This is a genomic window from Bacillus sp. BD59S (assembly GCF_007363175.1).
In the GTDB taxonomy this organism is placed as follows: Bacteria; Bacillota; Bacilli; order Bacillales; family Bacillaceae_G; genus Bacillus_A; species Bacillus_A pacificus.
Map to the genome: position 1 here is coordinate 1,919,072 of NZ_CP034686.1, position 20,828 is coordinate 1,939,899.

Consider the following 20,828-nt stretch of genomic DNA (forward strand, 5'->3'; position numbering starts at 1 on the left):
CCCTCTTTTCTTTATATAGAGGTGAAACAATGATAGTAACAACAGCAGGAAGAACGAACAAAGAAATGACAGATTATGCAAATAAGGTAGCGGCAGAATTAAATCGTTCTTTCGTTAAACGTAATGACATACCAGTACATAAGCTGCATGAGCAGTATGAACAAGATGTGCTTGTCGTAGGAAAGAACCGATTAGCTATTTATCCAAAAGGTACGGAAGAATCGTTTTTCTTTCATCCAAACTCAGCGATGTTTCGTGTGAAAAGATTAATGCGCGGAGAACACGATCCGTTTGTACAAGCCACGCAATTAGAGAGTGGAATGACAGTGTTAGATTGTACGCTCGGTATGGCATCAGATAGTATTGTGGCTAGCTATATTGTTGGTGAAAGCGGAAAAGTAACAGGACTTGAAGGCAATGAATATATGGCTTATATTATGGAAAATGGTTTGAAAACATGGTCTTCATCCGTTTCTGAAATTGATGTGGCAATGAAACGAATCGATGTGAAGCGAACGGAGCATTACGCATTTTTAACACAATGTAAAGATGATAGTTATGATGTTGTTTACCTTGATCCAATGTTTGAAGAAACTGTTATAGAATCAGATGGAATAAAAGGATTAAAACACTTCGCTTTGTATCATGATATTACTGACGAAACAATTGCGGAAGCGAAGCGTGTGGCGAGAAAGCGTGTCGTTTTGAAAGATCATTTCCGTAGTTCTAGATTTGAAAAACATAATTTTCACGTATACAAAAGAAAAAGTGCAAAGTTTCACTTTGGTGTAATTGACCCTTGCTAATTGTTTGAAAAGATGTATAATAAGCAATAATTAATTAAATATACTGTCTGTGATGAAGAGAGTAGTCTTTTTTAGAAGGAAAGCGAGCTGGGGATGGTGTGAGCCTAGTGTGGAAGAAAAAGATGAAGCGCACTTCGGAGATGCTTCTTGAACGAATAGTAGAGTAAGCCGAGGCCCCCTGTCCTCGTTATAAACGGGAAAGTGGTTCGTAATGAACAACAAGGGTGGTACCACGGGTTTAAACTCGTCTCTTTTTAGAGACGAGTTTTTTGTGTTTTAAAAAATAAGGAGGTTAAATTATGGATTATAAAATGCATTTTGCGGAAAGTTTATCTAATATTTTCACGAATGAATTAACGCAAAAACAAATTTTAGATTTAATCGAAACACCGAAACAAGATGAATTTGGAGATGCAGCCTTCCCATGCTTTTTATTAGCGAAGCAATATAAAAAAGCACCTGCTATTATCGCAAAAGAAGTTGCAGAGAAATTAAGTGATCCGTTTTTTACGAAAGTAGAGGCCGTCGGTTCTTATGTAAATGTATTTTTTAATCGTGAAATTGTAAGTGATGTAGTATTAAAAACGATTTTAGCGGAGAAAGAAGAGTACGGCCAAAATCATTTTGGATGTGAAAAGACTGTAGTTATCGATTATTCGTCTCCTAATATCGCGAAACCCTTTTCAATGGGGCATTTACGTTCTACAATGATTGGAAATTCACTGAAACATATTGCTGAAAAATGTGGTTATGAAGTTGTAGGAATTAATTATATTGGGGATTGGGGAACACAGTTTGGAAAGTTAATTACCGCCTATAAAAAATGGGGAAATGAAGCAGTAGTGAAAGAGGATCCAATCCGTGAATTATTTAAGTTATACGTTCAATTCCATGAAGAGGTAAAAGACGACGAAGAACTAGAAGAAGAAGGGCGTGCTTGGTTTAAGAAATTAGAAGAAGGTGATGAAGAAGCTGTTGAGCTTTGGAATTGGTTCCGTCACGAATCCTTAAAAGAATTTTCTCGTATTTATGAACTTCTCGGTGTTGAATTTACTAATTTTCAAGGAGAAGCTTTTTATAATAATTTAATGGAAGATTTTATTGGGATTTTAGAGGAGCATGATTTGCTTGAAGAGTCAGAAGGCGCGTTAGTCGTTAATTTAGAAGAAGAGGGAATGCCGCCTTGCTTAATTAGAAAATCCGATGGTGCAACGATTTACGCAACGCGTGACTTAACGGCAGCGTTATATCGTCAAAACACATATGCATTTGATAAAGCCCTTTATGTAGTTGGCCCGGAACAAAGTTTACACTTTAATCAATTTTTCACTGTATTAAAAAAGCTTGGTTACAATTGGGTAGAGGGCATGGAACATGTACCGTTTGGGTTCATTTTAAAAGATGGTAAGAAAATGTCCACACGTAAAGGAAGAGTTATTTTACTCGAAGAAGTACTTGAGGAAGCAATCGAACTTGCAAAACAAAATATTGAAGAGAAAAATCCAAACTTAAAACAGAAAGAAGAAGTAGCGAAGCAAGTTGGTGTTGGCGCAGTTATCTTCCACGATTTAAAAAATGAACGTATGCATAATATTGAATTTTCATTACAAAACATGCTGAAATTTGAAGGAGAAACAGGACCGTACGTACAGTACACACATGCACGTGCTTGCTCTATTTTAAGAAAAGAAAGTGTAGAATTTGAAACGTGTACGTTTGCATTAAAAGATGATTATAGCTGGAGCGTCGTAAAATTACTCAATAAATTCCCACAAGTAATTGAAATAGCTTTCAACAAAAATGAGCCATCAATCATTTCAAAATATGTCTTAGATGTAGCACAATCGTTCAATAAATATTATGGAAATGTGCGTATATTGGAAGAGAGCGAAGAAAAAGATAACAGACTTGCATTAGTGTATGCTGTGACGGTTGTATTAAAAGAGGGATTACGTTTACTTGGGGTGGATGCTCCTCAGGAGATGTAAAATAAAGCTATAGTAAAAAAGACAAATTAGGAGATCATTAACCTAATTTGTCTTTTTTTATTTTGCCGACTAAGCCTTGAAACTATAAGAAGTTATATGTTATGAAATGTAAGAACTCTATAATTATGTTGTGAAATCAATTAAAATATTTGTAGAGAGGATGATCTGTATTGATTCGAGGTTTTATTTTGCATATTCCTTGTCATAGAATACCGGAGAGGAGTTTTCTTAAACTACAAAAAAACATACCTTTATGTGCACGATGCACAGGTATGCTGATTGGTTTCTGTATGTTTCCAATTTACTTTTTAATAACACCTTCGTTTAGTCTCTCATTATTGCTATCCTTTTTTGCTCAAATTCCATTATTAATCGATGGATTCAGCCAAAAGTGGAAATGGCGAAGCAGCACAAATTTGTTAAGAGTAACTACCGGCTTATTAAGTGGAAATGGTATGGGACTATTTATTGCATCTAGTATTATATGGATTATATCTTAAACCACATATTAACGGAGGTAAATACTTACATGTTCTGGATTTACATAATTCTAATTTTTATATCAGGTGGAAGTGGAATTGGTTTTATCATTTATGAAAAATATATAGAAGCAACAATAGCTTTTGTTATTTGCATATTATTTATGGTACTACTATATTTTTATTTAAAAAGAAGCAAAAAAAAGAGAAATTTAGATTGTGAAGTAATAGATTGTACGGATTGCTCGGATTGTGATTGTACTAACTAATCTTCTGTTTATTTCGATATTATTATAAAAGGGTTGTATATCGTTTCAGGTATGTAATCCTTTTTACTTTTTCAAGATTAATTTGTTGAATAGGCGGAGGGTAAAGAGCGTGTGCAATATAACGTTTTAATTAGAACTCAACAGCGCTAAAATTTTTAGAAACATAGGAATCCGTTTATCAAATGGAGAACTATAGTTTTGTATATAAAAGGAGGCGTAGGTTTTGGAAGAGTATGATTGGAACAGCAAACTAATATATTTAAAAAACACAAGAGATTTATATTACAACGACGATTATGTAAGTTTTTTAGTAAATACAGTTTGGAAGATTACTAAGCCAGTACATATTGTTGATTTCGGTTGCGGATATGGTTATTTAGGCTTAGTATTAATGCCGTTACTTCCAGGAGGTTCAAAGTATACAGGTATTGATAGTGGAGCAACATTACTTGCTGAAGCGAGAGAGTTGTTTCGTTTACTTCCATATGAGACACAATTTCTTGAGGGAGATGCTACAGAAATTGAATTGAACGATACATATGATATAGCAATCTGTCATGCCTTCTTATTACATATGAGTTCACCAAAAACAATGCTACAAAAAATGATGCATTCAGTTAAAAGTGGAGGAAAAATAATTTGTTTTGAGCCACATTGGATATCAAATATGTCTTCATATTATATAAATGGAGAGAAACAATCGGAAATTATTAGGCTAGGTGCTTTGCAGCAATTATTTGAAAGTGACACGCAGAGAAGCGGAAAAGATGGAAATATTGGTATGAAAATACCGACGTTTTTAAGTGAACTAGGCGTGAAAAATATTGAATGTAGAGTAAGTGATAAAGTGAACTTTTTAGATTCTAATATGCATCATAATGATAAAGAAAAGTTGTATCACTCATTAAAAGAAGAAGGGATTGCAGGAGATCCAGGTGATAAACAGCGATTTATAGAACGTTTAATGGCTAGAGGATTAACATATGATGATGCGCTAGCTCAATATGAAGCTGAACTCCGATTTTTTAAAGCATTTCAAATGCATTCCTCTTTAGTATATGCTCCGAATATGAAAATTACATTTGGTGACGTAGAATGTTGAAAGATAGCGATTTATTAAGGATTGCTACCTTCAATATATGGAACCATGATAGTCTTTGGGTGGAGAGATTAGAAGCTATTTGTGAGGAGATTCGAACTATTTCTCCACATATTCTTGCTCTACAGGAGGTTAGAAGTTGTGTTAATTTGAATTCAAAGAAAAATGTTGCACAGTATATAGCAAATCAAGTAGGGTATCCGTTTTGTATATTTAAGGAGTACCCTGATTCTCCAGATGAAGGCCTAGCCTTTTTAAGCAAAATACCTATTATAGCTGAAGAAGCAATTTGGGAAACCGACATAGAGGAATTGAATTATTGTGCCATTCAAAGCATCTTTACATATAAAGATTGTAAGTTTGGAGTAATGAATGTTCATTTAAATTGAAAATCTAATAGGATAAGACAAGAACAAATGAATGCCGTGAATAATTGGATTGCAAATAGAGTAAGTGATTACGAATTATTATGTGGTGATTTTTATGATGATGAACATTCAAGGGTTCATGAAGATTTAATTAGAAATCACTGGATAGATGTAGCGCAGCTTAAAGAAGTTCAACCAACTTTAGATTATAGAAAGAATCCGAATTTAAGAGGAGAGGTAAAGAAAGATAAAAGGTATGACTGGATTATGATGCAAGAAAATGACCTATTGAGACTTCCTATAATTGAAAACGTATCTATATTTGGGGATTCGGCACTAACTTCATCTGGCGTATTTCCTAGCGACCATTACGGTGTTTTTGTAGATTTGAAATTTAATAAATGAGAAAAATGTCATTTTTTGTCGGCAAGTCGATATTCACTGTATAATCGCTGACATATTTTGAAGATCGCCGATATAATTTTCTATACAGTGTTCATCTTTTGAAAGATAAGAGCTCATGTTACGTTATTCCATATAATCAAACAAAATACAGAGAACAACAATCGTTTTTACTATATTTTGTTATAAATTCGAATAATATTAAATAATATTATCCATTATAAGAGATTATAGTTGAATACCTATAATATGATGTGTAAAATCTAAGCAAGTAGCAGTGCAAATAAATATTCGAGGTGAATACATGCTAGATTTTAAGCAGTTAGATGCTTGTTTGAAAGACAAGAGATTTATAGATGGATTACAGGAAATAAATAATGAAATTTCATATATAAAAGAAAAGAATACTTTATCTTATTTGAAGAATTGGCTTGCTAATGTTCCTTCACATAAGGAGTTTGACATATTAATACGTCTTACCGATGAAGGGCTTATGCACCAATACAGTTCATTCCTCATTCGCTACGCCTATAAAAAATTCCCAAATATGAGAACGCTCTCTTTATATTGTGATGAGTTAATTGATGAGCGGAAAATACTTGAAGTAGAACAGTTGTTAAAAGACTCATTAGAAGAGGTAAATAAGGAAGAAATAGAAGTTGATCTTTTAGCAAAAACATATTTTACGTTAGTACGATGTTTGTTGGAAATGAAACGAAATGAAGAAGCCTTAATCTATATGCAAAAGGCAGAGGAGTACAGTGCACGTGCCGTTTTTGATAAATGGGGCTACGTCTATATGCATACAGGTGAATGGGAGAAAGCAGAAGAACAATTTGTAGCTGGCATGCAGCATAAAGATTGTGAAGAGCTATCTACCTATTTATTATCACAGTTATATGCGAATCAAGGAGAACAAAAACGTGCATTACAGCTAATTGATGATGCGATTGTAAAGTTCCCGCAAGTACCATATTTTCATTTTGAAAAGGTGAAATATTTATTAGATTTAAGGAAGTATGAAGAGATGTTAGCGGTAATAGATAACATAAATAATCAGCTTCCTTATCATGCGTATAAAACTTACTTTGTACATTTACGTGCAGAAGCGCTTTACAAAATGAATAAACTTGCAGAATTACAACAGGTATTAAAAGAAGAAAAAAGTTTAAAAGAGTCTTTATATCATAATTTAGAAAAAAATCCAGATGGCCAAAAGGTTCACTTACCGATCGTTCCGATTGTACAAAAGGATAATTATTGTGTTCCGACAAGTTTAGAAATGATGTTGCAGTTATGGGGAGAAAAACGTACACAAGATGAAATAGCAGAGTTTATTTTTGATATGACAGGCTCGAAGTTTTCAGACACTGTTTCTTATTTAGAAGAATTAGGTTATGAATATCGTTATTTTAAAGGGAATGTAGAAAATTATAAGAGACTGTTAGATCAGGGGATTCCCGTTTTATTAAGTATAGATATTGAGCATGCGTCACATGTACAAGTACTAGCTGGATATGATGATACATTGCAAGCTTTTTATGTTCAAGATCCGAACTTTATCGAACCAGTTATTGTGGAATATAGTAAGTTACAAGAAAAATATCGTTATACAGGTTGTTTAGCGATTACATTTGTTCCGAAAGAAAAGAAGGAACAACTATCATTTTTAAATGAAGAAGAAAATACTTATTTCAAATCCATTTTTTCTTTAACGGATCATTTAGATGAACACGATAAAGAAGGGATTCATAAGTTAGTACAGTTTTTAAAAGAAACAAGTGATAATCCGAATACGTGGTTATATACAGTTAAGCATTTAGATGTTGAAGTAGATAAAGAATTTATTTTATATTGTATCGATAAGTTAATGGAGAAGTTTCCAAACTCGGACTTTGTTAAATTACATGGTGCGCAGTGCTTTATTCGCCTGGAAGAATTAGAAAAAGCTGCACAAATGCTTGCGAGTGTTGAGAAGAAAAATAATCGTGCTTTATATCATTTAATAAAAGGAAGATATGCTTTTGAACAGGAAAGTTATATAGAAGCGATTTCAAGTTTTCGTTCCTCATTACAATTAGACGCAGATCAGCCGATTGCTTGGAGTTTCCTTGCGTTATCATATATGTATATCGATCAATCTGATAAGGCATTTCAGTTTTCTCAAGTTGCTTTAGAACGTAGTCCAGAAAGATTTACTTTAACGAATCACGGGTTAATATTGATAGATTTAGAAAGATATGAAGAAGCGTATGAAATCTTTAACGATCTGTTAAGAGAGTATAAAAATGAAGCACATGTATGGTATGAGCGAGCGAGATGTGCACATCATTTAGGGAAATTATATTTAGCAATAAAAGGGCTTAAAGTAGCGATTCATTTGGATAGTAATGCACCTTACATTTATACGAAACTTTCGGAAATATACGAGTCTGATTTGAAGGATGAGGAAAGTACGAAAGAAATTTTATTAAAAGGTATTGAGAATTGTGATGAGAAGGCACCTCTATATGTAAAACTGGGTGACTATCATTTTCAAAATGATAGCCTGGAAGAAGCAGAATTGCTGTATACTCGTGCTTTAGAAGAAAATCATGATGATGTTTATTCTCACTTTGGACTTACGCAAGTTTATATGGCAAGAGAACAATATAAGGAAGCAAAAGAGTATATTGTCGGCATTGAAAAACAAATTGAAAAGAGCCAAGATTTTCTTATGAATGCAGGAATGGTTTTATGGGATGCTGAAGTTGAACTTGGTGGAAGTGAAGAAGGGTTTAAAGTAGCATTGTCTAAGTTAGAGAGTGGTATAAAACAGAGCGAATATAATGTAGCAAGCGCGTTAGATGAATATGTGAATCGAATTAAAGGAACGGTATTTGTGCAGCGAGGTATAGCATTCTTAAGAACATTAGACAAAGAAAGAAATGAAGTAAGTGAATACGGTTGTTATACAGGTATTTTATATGAATCTATTGGACAGTATGGCCAAGCGATGAAAAGATATAAAAGGGCGATAGAACAAAAGGAAACGGCATTACCGTATTACCGAATTGGTGAAACACTTATGGCATTAGGGCAGTTGTCAGAAGCAAAACAAGCGTATGAAACATGTTTAGAACTTGATGGGAATTTCGTCGGTGTACATTTACAGCTTGCGGAAATATATGAAAAAGAAGAAAATCGTTCTAAAGAACAAAGTCATATGGTTCAGGCGATGAAAGAAGAGCCGTTGCATATTAATATGGAATATTTGGCACAGCTTTCAGTAGAAATGAATCTCCAGGAAGAATTGCTGGCTGAACTAGAACAATTAGCGGACGAAGTACCTGAAATATGGCGATTAGATGCGATTGCATATGTGTATGGAGCAATGAATGCACTAGATAAAGAACAAGTACAGATTGAAGAGGCACTACGATTAGATGGCGAGCATACAGAAGTTTTATATCATTATGCAAAAGTATTAGTGAAAAATAGAAATGCAAAAGCAATTGAAATTGCGATGAAAGTGATACAAAAAGATGTGAATAATGAACGTATATTTGATGTATATGTAAAAGCGATAGAACAACATAAGAAATGGTCTAACATACGAGATTTTCTTCATATATTAAAAGTAAAAAAGGCAGACAGAAGTATGGCGTTTATGTATGCTGCATCTGCGGTTACAGAAAGATGGATTGAACGTCAACAAAATGAACAGCCGAAGAAATCTATAATTACAAGAGCTTTTTATCGCATGAAAAACCGTGCGAAAGAAATTTCTATTATTACTACGATCATTGATTTATATGAAATTTCGTTACAGTTAAATCCGAAAAATAGTATGGCAGCGCAGCGATTTGCGCTATTTTACGAGAATGTGACGATGAATAAAGAGGCAATAGGTGTATTGCAAACATCGTTAGAAAATAAATGGGATTATGATGTAGCGAAGCAACTTGTAAATCTTTTCATAGAGTACGAGGAAGAGGATATGATAAGGGATGCTTCGGAAGTAACGAAGCAAATGGTTCGAGAGTTACCAGATGATTATGATACTCTTCTTCTGCAAGCACAAGTATTGTTTAAAGCGGGGGAAGAAAGAAGGGCAGAAAAGATTACCTTACAATTAACGGAGCAAACACCATTTGTAAGTAGAGCATTTCTTGCTTTAGGAGAAATATATCAAAGTCAAGAGAGGTTTGAAGAGGCAATTCATGTATTAGAAAATGCCGCTATACATCATCCGAATGAAACAGCAATTCTTCTTTCTTTAGCATCTTCATATCATGGTGCTGGCCAAACGATAAAGGCAGAAAAAATAACAAATGAAGTATTAACAATGGATGCGAGTGATTTGTTAGCGAGATACGATCGTGCTTGTTATTTAGCGCAGTTAAACAGAAATGAAGAGGCGAAGGAAGAGCTTGAAATTGTACTTCGTGAGGATGAGTCAGGATTTTTTGCTGAACTTATCGAGGATAATGAAAATTTAGCAGTATTGCGAGAATTTGAAAAGTAATTGTATAAGAAGAATGAAAAAGGATATAAATAAAGTGAAACTTTAATCAGTGGGGGTTTTCTTCATCCCCCACTGATTATCAGCCCTCACCAATCGGACTTTAATGGGCAGCCCGCCCCCCACCTAACTTCTTTGCTTTCGCTGAATTTTGAGGTGGGGGTCTTACTGCCCATTAAAGCGGGATAAAATATATTTTGAATTAGTTGACAATTCATCGCCTGATGGCATAAAATAACTTTTAACAAAGTATACAAATCTGAAGACGAGAAAGAGTAAAATAGTGTACTGTTCCCCAGAGAGCCGGTATGTTGCTGAAAGCCGGTGTGCAGACGTTATTTGAAAATCATCTCCGAGGAGCCGAGGCTGAAAGTAAGTAAGCCCGGACGGATGTCTACCGTTACAAAGAACACGTATGATAGTACGTTGCTAAGTGCTATTAGCGAAGAGCTAATAGAATTAGGGTGGTAACGCGGTTAAACCCGTCCCTACTTCATAGGGACGGGTTTTTTGTGTGCTTTAAAACATAAAAAGGAGTGATTGTAGATGAAGAAAGTAGATGTAAAAGAGTCAGCTGTAGGGAGAGAAACACGTATTCGTAAGCAGTGGAACGAGCAAAGTATTTTCGAGCAATCAATTCAGAATCGAGAAGGCGCACAATCGTTTGTTTTTTATGAAGGACCACCAACGGCGAATGGATTACCGCATGTAGGTCATGCGCTTGGACGAACAATTAAAGATGTAGTAGCAAGATATAAAACGATGGCTGGTTATAAAGTATTAAGAAAAGCGGGATGGGATACACACGGTTTACCTGTAGAATTAGGTGTTGAGAAGCAACTCGGTATTTCTGGTAAACATGAAATCGAAGAGTATGGAATTGAACCATTTATTAAGAAGTGTAAAGAGAGTGTATTCACATATGAGAAGCAGTGGCGTGAATTCACTGAAAGTATCGGTTATTGGGTAGACATGGATGATCCATACGTTACGTTAGAGAATCCATATATCGAAAGTGTATGGCATATTTTAGGGACGATTCATGAAAAAGGTTTATTGTATAAAGGGCATAGAGTTTCACCATATTGCCCAAGTTGTCAAACTTCACTAAGTTCACATGAGGTTGCCCAAGGGTATCAAACAGTAAAAGATTTAAGTGCAACAGTTAAGTTTAAAGTGAAAGATAGTGACAATGAATACTTCCTAGGTTGGACGACAACACCTTGGACACTTCCAGCAAATGTTGCACTCGCTGTACATCCAAATATGGAATACGTGAAAGCGAAACAAGAAGGTCATGTATACATTGTTGCGAAAGAACGTGTACAAAATGTATTAAAAGAAAACTATGAAGTATTATCTGTTCATAAAGGAGAAGAATTATTAAATACTTCTTACACAGCACCGTTTCCAATGAAAGAAGTTACAAATGGTTACCGCGTTATCGGAGCAGATTTTGTAACGGCAGATAGTGGTACAGGACTTGTTCATATTGCTCCAGCATACGGAGAGGATGATTATAGAGTCGTTCAAAGTGAAGGATTGTCATTCTTACATGTTGTAGATGAGAAAGGTGAGTATACAGAGGCAGTACCATTTTTGAAAGGGAAATTTGTTAAAGATTGTGACGTAGATATCGTTCGTTATTTAGCGAAGGAAGATTTACTTTACCATAAAGAAAAGTATGAACATAGTTACCCACATTGTTGGCGCTGTGATTCACCACTTCTTTATTATGCAGGAGAGAGCTGGTTAATCCGCACGACTGCAATTAAAGATACATTTTTACAAAATAACGATACTGTTACTTGGTATCCAGATCATATGAAAAATGGACGATTTGGTAAGTTTTTAGAAAACATGGTGGACTGGAATATTAGCCGAAATAGATATTGGGGAACACCATTAAACGTATGGGAATGTGAAAGTTGCGATCATCAATTCTCTCCGAAAAGTATTGCTGATTTAAGAAAGCATAGTACGAAAGAAACACCTAAAGATTTAGAATTGCATAAGCCGTATGTAGATGAAGTGCAAGTTTGCTGCGAAAAATGCGGAAGTACAATGAAGCGTACACCAGAAGTAATTGATGTTTGGTTTGATAGTGGTTCGATGCCATTTGCGCAATATCATTATCCGTTTGAAAATAAAGAGTTATTTGAAGAACAGTTTCCAGCAGATGTAATTGCAGAAGGAATTGATCAAACACGCGGCTGGTTTTATAGTTTATTAGCTGTATCAGCACTATATACGGGAAAAGTACCGTATAAACGAGTGTTATCATTAGGGCATGTATTAGACGAAGAAGGACGGAAAATGTCTAAAAGTAAAGGGAATGCACTAGATCCAGTTGATTTAGTAGAGAAGTTTGGTGCAGATGCTTTAAGATGGGCTTTACTCGTTGACAGTGCTCCGTGGAATGCGAAGCGTTTTTCTGAAAGAACAGTATTAGAAGCAAAATCTAAATTTGTAGATACATTAGTCAATGTGTATAGCTTCTACGTTTTATATGCAAATTTAGATGAGTATAATCCGAACGAAACGTATGACGTAAAGCGGACGAAATTGGATGAATGGGCATTATCAAGATTGCATAGCACAACGAAAAAAGTGAGAACTGCACTTGATGATTATCAATTTACGAATGCAGCTCGTGAAATCGCGACGCTTGTAGATGAAGTAAGTAACTGGTACGTAAGACGATCACGTAATCGTTTCTGGGAGTCTGGTATGAATGCTGAAAAAGCAGCTGCGTATGAGACACTTCATGAAGTGCTTGTGACAATTAGTAAATTAATTGCACCATTTACACCGTTTGTCGCTGAAGATATTCATTTGAATTTAACTGGAAGTAGCGTTCATTTAGAGGATTATCCAGTTGTAAATGAATCACTACTTCAGCCGAAATTAGAAGCGGAAATGGATGCAGTTTTACAAGTTGTTGAACTTGGAAGAAGTAATCGTAATCAGCATTCTTTAAAAGTAAAACAGCCGTTAGCGGAACTTGTATTACTTGAGCATAATGAAAATGATATGGATTGGGAATCTTATCGTGATATCGTCATGGATGAGTTAAATGTGAAGGCGTTCCATGTTGAACTTGATGAAACGAAATACACGTCCTATCAATTAAAGCTGAATTTTAAAACGGCTGGGCCGAAGTTCGGTAAAAATGTGAATGCAGTAAATGGCTGGCTAAAACAATTATCACAAGACGAGGTACAAAACTTTGTCTCTACAGAAAGAGCAGTTTACGAAGGTGCATTAGGAGAAGAAGTAGTGGTAACAGCTGAAGATGTAGTAGTAGAGAAAGTTGCGAAATCAGGATTTTCTAATACAACTAACGGACAATATACAGTAATGTTAGATACGAATGTAACGGAAGAATTGCTACAAGAAGGGGTAGCACGTGAATTCATTCGCGCCGTTCAAGAATATCGTAAGCAGCTGAATTTACCTGTTAATTTACGAGTAGATGTAATTCTTGATACAGAGGAAGAACTGCAGCAAACGTTAACGAATCATAAAGAGTTGTTGGAAGAAAACTTACTCGTTAAACAATTTACATTTGGTCACTTAACGAATGAAGATGATGAACTATCTTTAGGTGAGACGAAAGTTCGTATTAAATTAAGCGCGACTAAGTAAAGAAAAGGAAGTTGGAATCATTCCAACTTCCTTTTTTGTATGATAGATATTTATCCGGCTAATTTTTTCATAATCGATTCGATAGGACCTCAAGAAAATTTCTTTCTAAAGTATTGTTTTCACTTTACACATAAATATTGAGAAAATTTCACTCACCCTAAATGGAAAGGTAATAGAAATGTTCATAGAGAATTACTCGTAGATTCAATTTTTATCCCCCCATTTTGTGGGGAATGATTGCCTAGTGGTAATGGGATAAGGTTGAGCTACTTTATTAGGGGGAGTGGTTCTATGTTTAATAAAAAAATGGTGGCAATGGCAATGACTGTGCCGTTAGTAATGGGGACAATTTCTACAGTTTCGGCATTGGAAAAACAACAGCAAGTAAAGCTAGAAGCTTATTCGCCGCAGAAAAAAGCAACAGAATATTTAAAAGAAAATGCTGCGCAGTATGGATTAAAAGCAGACCTTTCAGACTTACAATATATTTCTACAACAGAAACGTCAGTAGCTTCATATGTTAGATTCCAACAAGTTGTGAATGGTGCGCCTGTATTTTCGAAACAAATTACAGTTACTCTTAACGGAGAGGGAAAGGGAGTACTTGCTGTTTCTGATTATCAATCTGTTAAAGGTGTGAAGGAAGCTACTACAAAAATTAGTGAAAAAGATGCAATACAAAAATCAATGGCGTATGTTGGAGAAGTAAGTGAACAAAACTTATGGGCTCCTACAGAGAAAGAATTTGGATATATTGTTGAAGAGGGAATTGCTCGTCCAGTATACAAAGTTGTAGTCCATTCTAATAATCCGTTTGGTGCATGGGAAACATTTATTGATGCAGAAAATGGAAAGTTAATTAAAAAAGTTGATATAAACCGTAAAGCAGAAGGATCAGGAAAAGTATTTTTACCTAATCCAGTCGTATCTAGCGGTAGTAAAGTAGGTTTAAAAGATAACAATGATGCAGATTCAACAGCATTAACGAACCAATTAAAGACTGTTACGTTAAAAGGTTTAGATGGGACAGGATTTTTAATTGGAGAGTATGTAACGATTTCCTCAAAAGCAAAAACGAAATCTACAAACTTACAATTTAACTATACACGTGCAAATGATAGCTTTGAAGATGTGATGTCGTATTATCATATTGATACTTTACAACGTTACATTCAAAGTCTAGGTTTTAAAAATATTAATAATCGCTCTATTAAAGTGAATGTGAATGGAACAACGGCGGACAACTCATTTTATTCTCCGACAACGAAAGCTTTAACCTTTGGTACTGGCGGAGTAGATGATGCAGAAGATGCAGGTATTATCGCACATGAATATGGGCATTCAATTCAAGATAACCAAGTTCCTGGCTTCGGTAGTTCTGCAGAAGGCGGAGCGATGGGAGAAGGATTTGGTGATTTCTTAGGTGCTACGTATGAAGATGCAGTATCGACAACAGGCTACGGAAAAGCATGTGTTGGAGAATGGGATGCGACTGCTTATTCTAGTTCAGATCCAACGTGCTTACGCCGATTAGATAATAATAAAGTGTATCCGAAAGATATTACGAATGAAGTACATGATGATGGAGAAATTTGGGCTCAAGGACAATATGAGATGGCGCAAGCATTTGGTCGTGATGTTGCAACGAAAATTATTTTACAATCGCACTGGTCGTTAACACCAAACTCTAAATTCAGTGATGGAGCAAAAGCAATTAAGCAAGCGGATGCTCTTTTATATGGCGGACAACATGCCGCTGATATCGATCGTATTTGGGCAGCGAGAGGAATTAGTACGAATTAATATAAAAAGTCGTGGCATGTATAAGCCACGACTTTTTAATTTGCCTTAGAACTGGTACTAGTAAAGTAAGCTATATGAATGATAATGTGAATTTATTCGCATTTCATTTATTTTTTTTCGTCTTTAAAAACAAAATGCTCTTTAAATTTTCTAGACTCCACTTTTTGACCATTTCGCATGGAGCGGAAAGGGTGTTCTTGCCAAGTAATAATTACATCAACTTCATCCGCTTTTGTAGCAACTGGAAAATTAGCATGTTCAAATCCAGTTTTTCCACTTGCTAAACGGCTTTCCTTTAGGGAAAAGAGTTCATATTTCGTTTTTGTTTTTGGCTCGTTGCGGAACACTTCGACATGTACGTTATATACTTCACTGTTTCCAACATTTTTCACTGAAAATTGATACGTTTGAAATTCATCTTTTTTAGCTTGAAGCATATTCTTGTTTGTTTTTTTCGGTTTATCAATATTCACTTGCCATTGATCAGTGTTTTGAGAGATTGGTAAAGATTTTGGTGAATAGGCGTACGTTTCGTTTACTACAATTAGGCAAAACAATAGGAGAAAGAAACTAATCGCTTTTTGCATATACACACCTCGCTATAAAATTTTTATTAATATTTGTAAATAAAACAGTAAATATGTAATTCAATGGAAAAAGGTGATACTTTGATTCAAATGAATTTGAAAAAACTTGAAGAAGTAGTAAATGGAGAAGGATTACAAAAATCGTTTCATCTTATAGAGATGCATGGTGTCTGCATAGATTCCAAAAATATGAAAGAAGGAAATGTATTCGTTCCAATCATTAGGGTGAAAGATGGGCATGAGTATGTGAAAGAGGCAATGGATAATGGAGCTGTCGCTTCCTTATGGAAAAAGTCTTACGGTACTCCGCCAAAAGGGATTCCAATTATATTTGTAGATGACACTTTGTTTGCTTTGCAACAATTGGCACAATTTTATCGAAGAGGGATAAATGTAAAAGTAATCGGAATTACAGGTAGTAATGGCAAGACTACGGTAAAAGATATAATAGGAAGCATTTTAAGTTCAACTTATAAAGTGCATAAAACAAAAGGTAATTTTAATAGTCAAATCGGTTTACCGTTAACAATTTTAGAGATGAAACGAGATACAGAGTTTTTAATACTTGAGATGGGAATGAGTGAAAAAGGACAAATTCGAAATTTATCACGAATAGCACAGCCAGATGTAGCGATCATTACAATGATTGGACAGTCACACTTAGAAACGCTTGGGTCACGGGAAGAGATTGCGAAGGCTAAATTTGAAATTGTAGATGGATTAAATGACGATGGACTGTTTCTGTATAATGGTGATGAGCCATTACTTTCTCGAAATAATAATATGTTAGGTATAGAATGTAAATCGTTTGGTGAAAAAGACACAAATGATTTGTATCCCAATAGTGTACAATTAGATGAATATGGTGTTCACTTTAAATTAAATGATTCAACAAAAGTGAAGTATGATGTTCCTTTACATGGAAAGCATAATATTTTAAATGCGATCGTTGGAATTGCTGTAGGGGAATTTTACAATGTCCCTATAGAAAAGATACAAGAAGCATTGCAGCAAATAAATATTACACAAATGCGCTTTCAGTTTTTAACCGCTAAAACAGGTTTTACAATTATTAACGATGCATGGAATGCAAGTCCCTCCTCAATGAAGGCTGCAATTGAAACGTTACAGAAATTAAATGCCTATGAGAAAAAAATGATAGTGATTGGGGATATGTTGGAGTTAGGAAAGAATGCTAAAACATATCATAGAGAAATTGGTAAAATGTTAAATGAAGAGAGCATTCAATATGTATTTACTTATGGAGAGTTAGCTGAAATTGTAGCGGAAGAAGCAAGTAAGAAATATGCTATAGGAAAAGTACGGTCATTTAATAACAAAGCCAAGATAGCAGAGGAAGTATTAAAAATTATAACGCAAAATGATGTTGTATTATTAAAAGGCTCACGTGGAATGGCTTTAGAGGAGATTGTACAAAAGTGGATTTGAAAAATCAAAATATATTTAAAAAGACTTGCGTTTTATAAAACAAAGAGATAGAATACTCTGTAAATATAAAAAGTGATGATCAGGAAAAGTACATGATGCAAAGGTCTACAGAGAGCAATCGGTTGCTGAGAAGATTGCGATACCGCATGATGGAAAGACACCTGTGAGTGTTGCTTTGAACGTGATAATTAGTAAAAGCAAACGGTACCTACCGTTATCAGGGCTAAGATGGTCATTATGACAATTTGGGTGGTACCGCGGAAAAATCCGTCCCTATTTATAGGGGCGGATTTTTGTATTCTTTGAAGGGAGGTGAGTGACCGTGGATGATGACGATGATAACAATAACGTAAATAAATATAAATTTACTGGAGGGAAATGTAATGAAGCGTTCACTCACAAAAGAATGTACAAAGCAAAGCGGAAAAGTTGTATTACTTCAAGGATGGGTAAAAAAGATTCGTCATCTAGGTAATGTTAGTTTTTTATTAATAAGGGATCGATCAGGGGTTATGCAATGCGTATTAGAAAACGAGCTAGCTGGATTTAAAGTAGATGTGGAGAGTGTTGTTCAAGTCGTAGGCCAAATAGTAGAGACTTCGAAAACAGAATTAGGGATTGAAGTGCTTGCTCACGAAGTGAAAATATTAAATGGTGCAGAACCACTTCCATTTGAAATAAATAAAAAGAAGTTACAAGTTGGCTTAGATCAACTACTGAATGAACGGGTATTATCATTAAGACATGAGCGAACCGCGGCTATATTTAAAGTGAAATCTACGCTCGTCCAGAGCTTTAGTGAATTCCTTATAGAGAACGATTTCACACGTATATTTACTCCAAAAATTGTTTCGCAAGGAGCAGAAGGAGGAGCAAATGTTTTTAAGTTGCCATACTTCCAAAAAGAAGCGTATTTAGCTCAATCACCACAGTTTTATAAGCAAATGATGGTAGCGGGAGGATTAGAACGTGTGTTTGAAATTGCGCCTGTATATAGAGCGGAACATCACAATTCTTCCCGTCATTTAAATGAATATATATCGTTAGACGTAGAGATTGGCTTTATAAATGATTTTCATGAAGTGATGCAATTAGAAACGGATGTATTACGATATATGTTTCAACAAGTAGCAAAAAACTGTGAGAAAGAACTACAACTATTACAAATAGAAGTACCTGTTATTACAGAAATACCGAAAATTACATTGTTACAAGCACAAGAAATTTTGAAAATTAAGTATCGGAAAGAATCGCCAATTGGGGATTTAGATACAGAAGGTGAGAAGTTACTAGGGAAATATGTGAAGGAAACATATAAGAGTGAATTTGTTTTCATTACACATTATCCGAAAGAAGCGAGACCGATGTATACGATGCCGAATAACGAGAATCCATCTATTACTGATTCGTTCGACTTACTATATAAAGGATTAGAAATAACATCAGGGGCACAGCGAATTCATAATTATGAAATGTTACTAACTTCCTTTAAAGAAAAAGGATTACATCCAGATAAATTTCAATCTTATTTAAATACATTCCGATACGGTTGTCCCCCGCACGGTGGTTTTGGAATTGGATTAGAGAGAGTTGTATATAAATTTTTAGAATTATCGAATGTGAGAGAAGCGAGTGCTTTTCCAAGAGATTGTACGCGTCTTATACCATAACATGAGTACCCTTCTATAGTATAGAAGGGTACTTTGCATTTTAATAAAAGTGGAAGAGAATAATAATATTTTTTGTGTGAAAATATGTAAATTATATTAAGAACATTTTATAATGAATTGAGAAAAAGAAAATTCATAAGTTATAATGAAATATGAATATAAAAAAAGTTCATATAATAATGTATGGAAGGGTATGAAACATGTTATATCAAACTCAAGCAACACAACAAACACCAGCTTATATAATTTATCTTCTTGATGTAAGCGCATCAATGAACCAAATGATGGATGCAGGAGGAGAAGAAAAAAGAAGAATTGATATTGTAACGGATGCTCTTTCTTTAGCGATTCGCCAAATGGTATTTCGTTCAACAAAAGGTAGTCGCCTGCTTCCAAGGTATAAGTTATCTATTTTAGCCTATAGCGATCATGTTTTTGATTTATTGGGTGGTGTGAAAACAATAGATGAGGTAGCAAGACTGCGCCCATTAGAAAAAATTCAAACGCATCGTTTAACTGATACAGCAAAAGCTTTCTCTGTAGTGGAGAAGTTATTGCAAAAGGAATTACCAAATTTACAAGATGGACCAGCCCCTGTTGTTTGTCATATGACAGATGGTGCTTCAACTGGTGAAGATCCAGAATTAATTGTACGAAGAATTATGAATATGTCTGTACCTGATGGAAACGTACTAATTGAAAATATTTTTATTTCAGATGAAATTATGCAAGAGCAAATTTCTAATATAAAGAAGTGGGAAGGGATTATGCCAAATACAGAGATTACAGATGAATATGGTGCAAAGTTGCAAAGACTTTCATCACCTATCCCTCAAAGCTATCGTGAGATGATGACGGAACATGGGTTTCATATTGCAGATGGTGCTGTGATGATGTTTCCTGGGACAAATGCTGACTTAGTATCACTTGGATTTCAAATGTCTGCCGCAACGCCGGTTCGATAGGAGGGGGGAGTATGGTGAAATATATCCTCTCGCAAAAGAAAGAAACGGTATTGCAAGAAAAGAAAATGAAACATTTTACATATCGATATAGCTATGTAAGAGCAAAGGAAACGCAGGATTTAAATGAGGGTGGACAAGACTTCCTAGCATTTCAAGATAATGGAACTAGTTTCATATTTGCGTTATGTGATGGTGTAGGGCTGTCTTTTCATGGTGAAATTGCTGCAGAATTTCTTGGTATGAAGTTAGTAAACTTGTTTGATACATGTCAAGGAAGTGGACTGGATATTGCTACATTATTAAATGAACAGTTAAATAATTGGATAGAAGAAGCTTCAGAGGAAGTGAATGCATTTCGATTGCCAGAACAAACACCGTGGTTACTTCGCGATGTCTTGGAGGAAAAGCGAAAACAAGGTAGTGAAGCTATGTTTATTGGTGGGAAAATAGAACTTATTCCAAATCAAGATAAAGTACAAATAACGATAGTTACACATGGCGATTCCTTTGTACAATTGTTTCAAGATAAAGAGAATTGTTCGAATGTAATGAAGTTTGAGAGAAATATAGAGAAAAGATGGTCTACACGGCGAGGCATTATTGGTGGGGAATTGGCGGTTTTTTCAAAGACATTATCTAGACAAGAAGCGAATCGGATAGTTATTCACTCAGACGGACTTACGCTGCTTAAGCAGTATAACGTTGAGGAAGTGTTAAAAGAAATTGAGAGGGCACAGAACTCTCCGACAAGCGATGATATTTCATTTTTAGATGTTTCTTGGTAATAAACA

General features: G+C 34.9%; 13 protein-coding genes, 1 pseudogene and 3 other annotated features. Of the genes and pseudogenes, 13 read left to right on the forward strand and 1 reads right to left on the reverse strand.

Annotation, left to right across the window (positions count from 1 at the left end; genetic code table 11):
- Positions 1-29 precede the first annotated feature (29 nt).
- From EKQ63_RS11990 to EKQ63_RS12030, 9 genes and pseudogenes are all read left to right on the forward strand, one after another.
- Positions 30-806 (forward strand): class I SAM-dependent methyltransferase, encoded by a 777-nt coding sequence (locus EKQ63_RS11990; protein ID WP_143881063.1) that lies wholly within the window; start codon positions 30-32, stop codon positions 804-806.
- Between the two features lie 40 nt (positions 807-846).
- Positions 847-1,061: a binding site (T-box leader), on the forward strand.
- Positions 1,062-1,105: 44 nt separating this feature from the next.
- A complete protein-coding gene (argS, locus tag EKQ63_RS11995; protein ID WP_143881064.1) occupies positions 1,106-2,794 on the forward strand; it encodes an arginine--tRNA ligase in 1,689 nt (562 codons plus the stop codon).
- A gap of 170 nt (positions 2,795-2,964) precedes the next feature.
- Positions 2,965-3,294 carry a DUF2085 domain-containing protein gene (locus tag EKQ63_RS12000; RefSeq protein WP_087952367.1) on the forward strand — a complete coding sequence of 110 codons (330 nt, stop codon included), beginning with the start codon at positions 2,965-2,967 and terminating at the stop codon, positions 3,292-3,294.
- 29 nt (positions 3,295-3,323) lie between these two features.
- Positions 3,324-3,542, forward strand: a complete 219-nt coding sequence (locus EKQ63_RS12005; RefSeq protein WP_087952368.1) for a hypothetical protein — start codon at positions 3,324-3,326, stop codon at positions 3,540-3,542.
- Between the two features lie 223 nt (positions 3,543-3,765).
- On the forward strand, positions 3,766-4,644 hold the full coding sequence (locus EKQ63_RS12010) for a class I SAM-dependent methyltransferase (RefSeq protein WP_143881065.1): 879 nt from the start codon (positions 3,766-3,768) through the stop codon (positions 4,642-4,644).
- A pseudogene (locus EKQ63_RS30570) lies at positions 4,638-5,414 on the forward strand (endonuclease/exonuclease/phosphatase family protein). Before EKQ63_RS12010 ends, EKQ63_RS30570 begins: the two are co-directional and overlap by 7 nt.
- 301 nt (positions 5,415-5,715) lie before the next feature.
- Positions 5,716-9,918, forward strand: a complete 4,203-nt coding sequence (locus EKQ63_RS12020) for a bacteriocin-processing peptidase family protein (protein ID WP_143881066.1) — start codon at positions 5,716-5,718, stop codon at positions 9,916-9,918.
- 250 nt (positions 9,919-10,168) lie between these two features.
- Positions 10,169-10,408, forward strand: a binding site (T-box leader).
- Positions 10,409-10,461: 53 nt separating this feature from the next.
- Positions 10,462-13,563 carry an isoleucine--tRNA ligase gene (gene ileS / locus EKQ63_RS12025; protein ID WP_143881067.1) on the forward strand — a complete coding sequence of 1,034 codons (3,102 nt, stop codon included), beginning with the start codon at positions 10,462-10,464 and terminating at the stop codon, positions 13,561-13,563.
- Between the two features lie 291 nt (positions 13,564-13,854).
- A complete protein-coding gene (locus EKQ63_RS12030) occupies positions 13,855-15,366 on the forward strand; it encodes a M36 family metallopeptidase (protein WP_000482266.1) in 1,512 nt (503 codons plus the stop codon).
- Positions 15,367-15,473: 107 nt separating this feature from the next.
- Here EKQ63_RS12030 and EKQ63_RS12035 read toward each other — a convergent pair whose 3' ends face one another.
- Complete coding sequence (locus tag EKQ63_RS12035) at positions 15,474-15,953, reverse strand: hypothetical protein (protein WP_074601317.1); 480 nt, start codon at positions 15,951-15,953, stop codon at positions 15,474-15,476.
- Positions 15,954-16,016: 63 nt separating this feature from the next.
- On the opposite strand from EKQ63_RS12035, the gene EKQ63_RS12040 reads away from it, so the two are divergent.
- The 4 genes from EKQ63_RS12040 to EKQ63_RS12055 all read left to right on the forward strand — a co-directional run bounded on the left by EKQ63_RS12040 (position 16,017) and on the right by EKQ63_RS12055 (position 20,822).
- Positions 16,017-17,402, forward strand: a complete 1,386-nt coding sequence (locus tag EKQ63_RS12040; RefSeq protein WP_143881068.1) for a UDP-N-acetylmuramoyl-tripeptide--D-alanyl-D-alanine ligase — start codon at positions 16,017-16,019, stop codon at positions 17,400-17,402.
- Positions 17,403-17,468: 66 nt separating this feature from the next.
- Positions 17,469-17,680, forward strand: a binding site (T-box leader).
- A 105-nt stretch (positions 17,681-17,785) separates the two neighbouring features.
- On the forward strand, positions 17,786-19,072 hold the full coding sequence (aspS, locus tag EKQ63_RS12045) for an aspartate--tRNA(Asn) ligase (RefSeq protein ID WP_143881069.1): 1,287 nt from the start codon (positions 17,786-17,788) through the stop codon (positions 19,070-19,072).
- Between the two features lie 200 nt (positions 19,073-19,272).
- Positions 19,273-20,037 carry a vWA domain-containing protein gene (locus EKQ63_RS12050; RefSeq protein WP_044792564.1) on the forward strand — a complete coding sequence of 255 codons (765 nt, stop codon included), beginning with the start codon at positions 19,273-19,275 and terminating at the stop codon, positions 20,035-20,037.
- 11 nt (positions 20,038-20,048) lie between these two features.
- Positions 20,049-20,822, forward strand: coding sequence for a PP2C family serine/threonine-protein phosphatase (locus EKQ63_RS12055; protein WP_143881070.1), 774 nt, complete (start codon positions 20,049-20,051; stop codon positions 20,820-20,822).
- The last annotated feature ends 6 nt before the right edge of the window (positions 20,823-20,828 follow it).

Coding starts and splice junctions, on each gene's coding strand:
- EKQ63_RS11990 (WP_143881063.1), top strand. CDS start 30: ATGATAGTAACAACAGCAGGAAGAACGAACAAAGAAATGACAGATTAT.
- argS (WP_143881064.1), top strand. CDS start 1,106: ATGGATTATAAAATGCATTTTGCGGAAAGTTTATCTAATATTTTCACG.
- EKQ63_RS12005 (WP_087952368.1), top strand. CDS start 3,324: ATGTTCTGGATTTACATAATTCTAATTTTTATATCAGGTGGAAGTGGA.
- EKQ63_RS12020 (WP_143881066.1), top strand. CDS start 5,716: ATGCTAGATTTTAAGCAGTTAGATGCTTGTTTGAAAGACAAGAGATTT.
- ileS (WP_143881067.1), top strand. CDS start 10,462: ATGAAGAAAGTAGATGTAAAAGAGTCAGCTGTAGGGAGAGAAACACGT.
- EKQ63_RS12030 (WP_000482266.1), top strand. CDS start 13,855: ATGTTTAATAAAAAAATGGTGGCAATGGCAATGACTGTGCCGTTAGTA.
- EKQ63_RS12035 (WP_074601317.1), bottom strand. CDS start 15,953: ATGCAAAAAGCGATTAGTTTCTTTCTCCTATTGTTTTGCCTAATTGTA.
- EKQ63_RS12040 (WP_143881068.1), top strand. CDS start 16,017: ATGGAAAAAGGTGATACTTTGATTCAAATGAATTTGAAAAAACTTGAA.
- aspS (WP_143881069.1), top strand. CDS start 17,786: ATGAAGCGTTCACTCACAAAAGAATGTACAAAGCAAAGCGGAAAAGTT.
- EKQ63_RS12050 (WP_044792564.1), top strand. CDS start 19,273: ATGTTATATCAAACTCAAGCAACACAACAAACACCAGCTTATATAATT.
- EKQ63_RS12055 (WP_143881070.1), top strand. CDS start 20,049: ATGGTGAAATATATCCTCTCGCAAAAGAAAGAAACGGTATTGCAAGAA.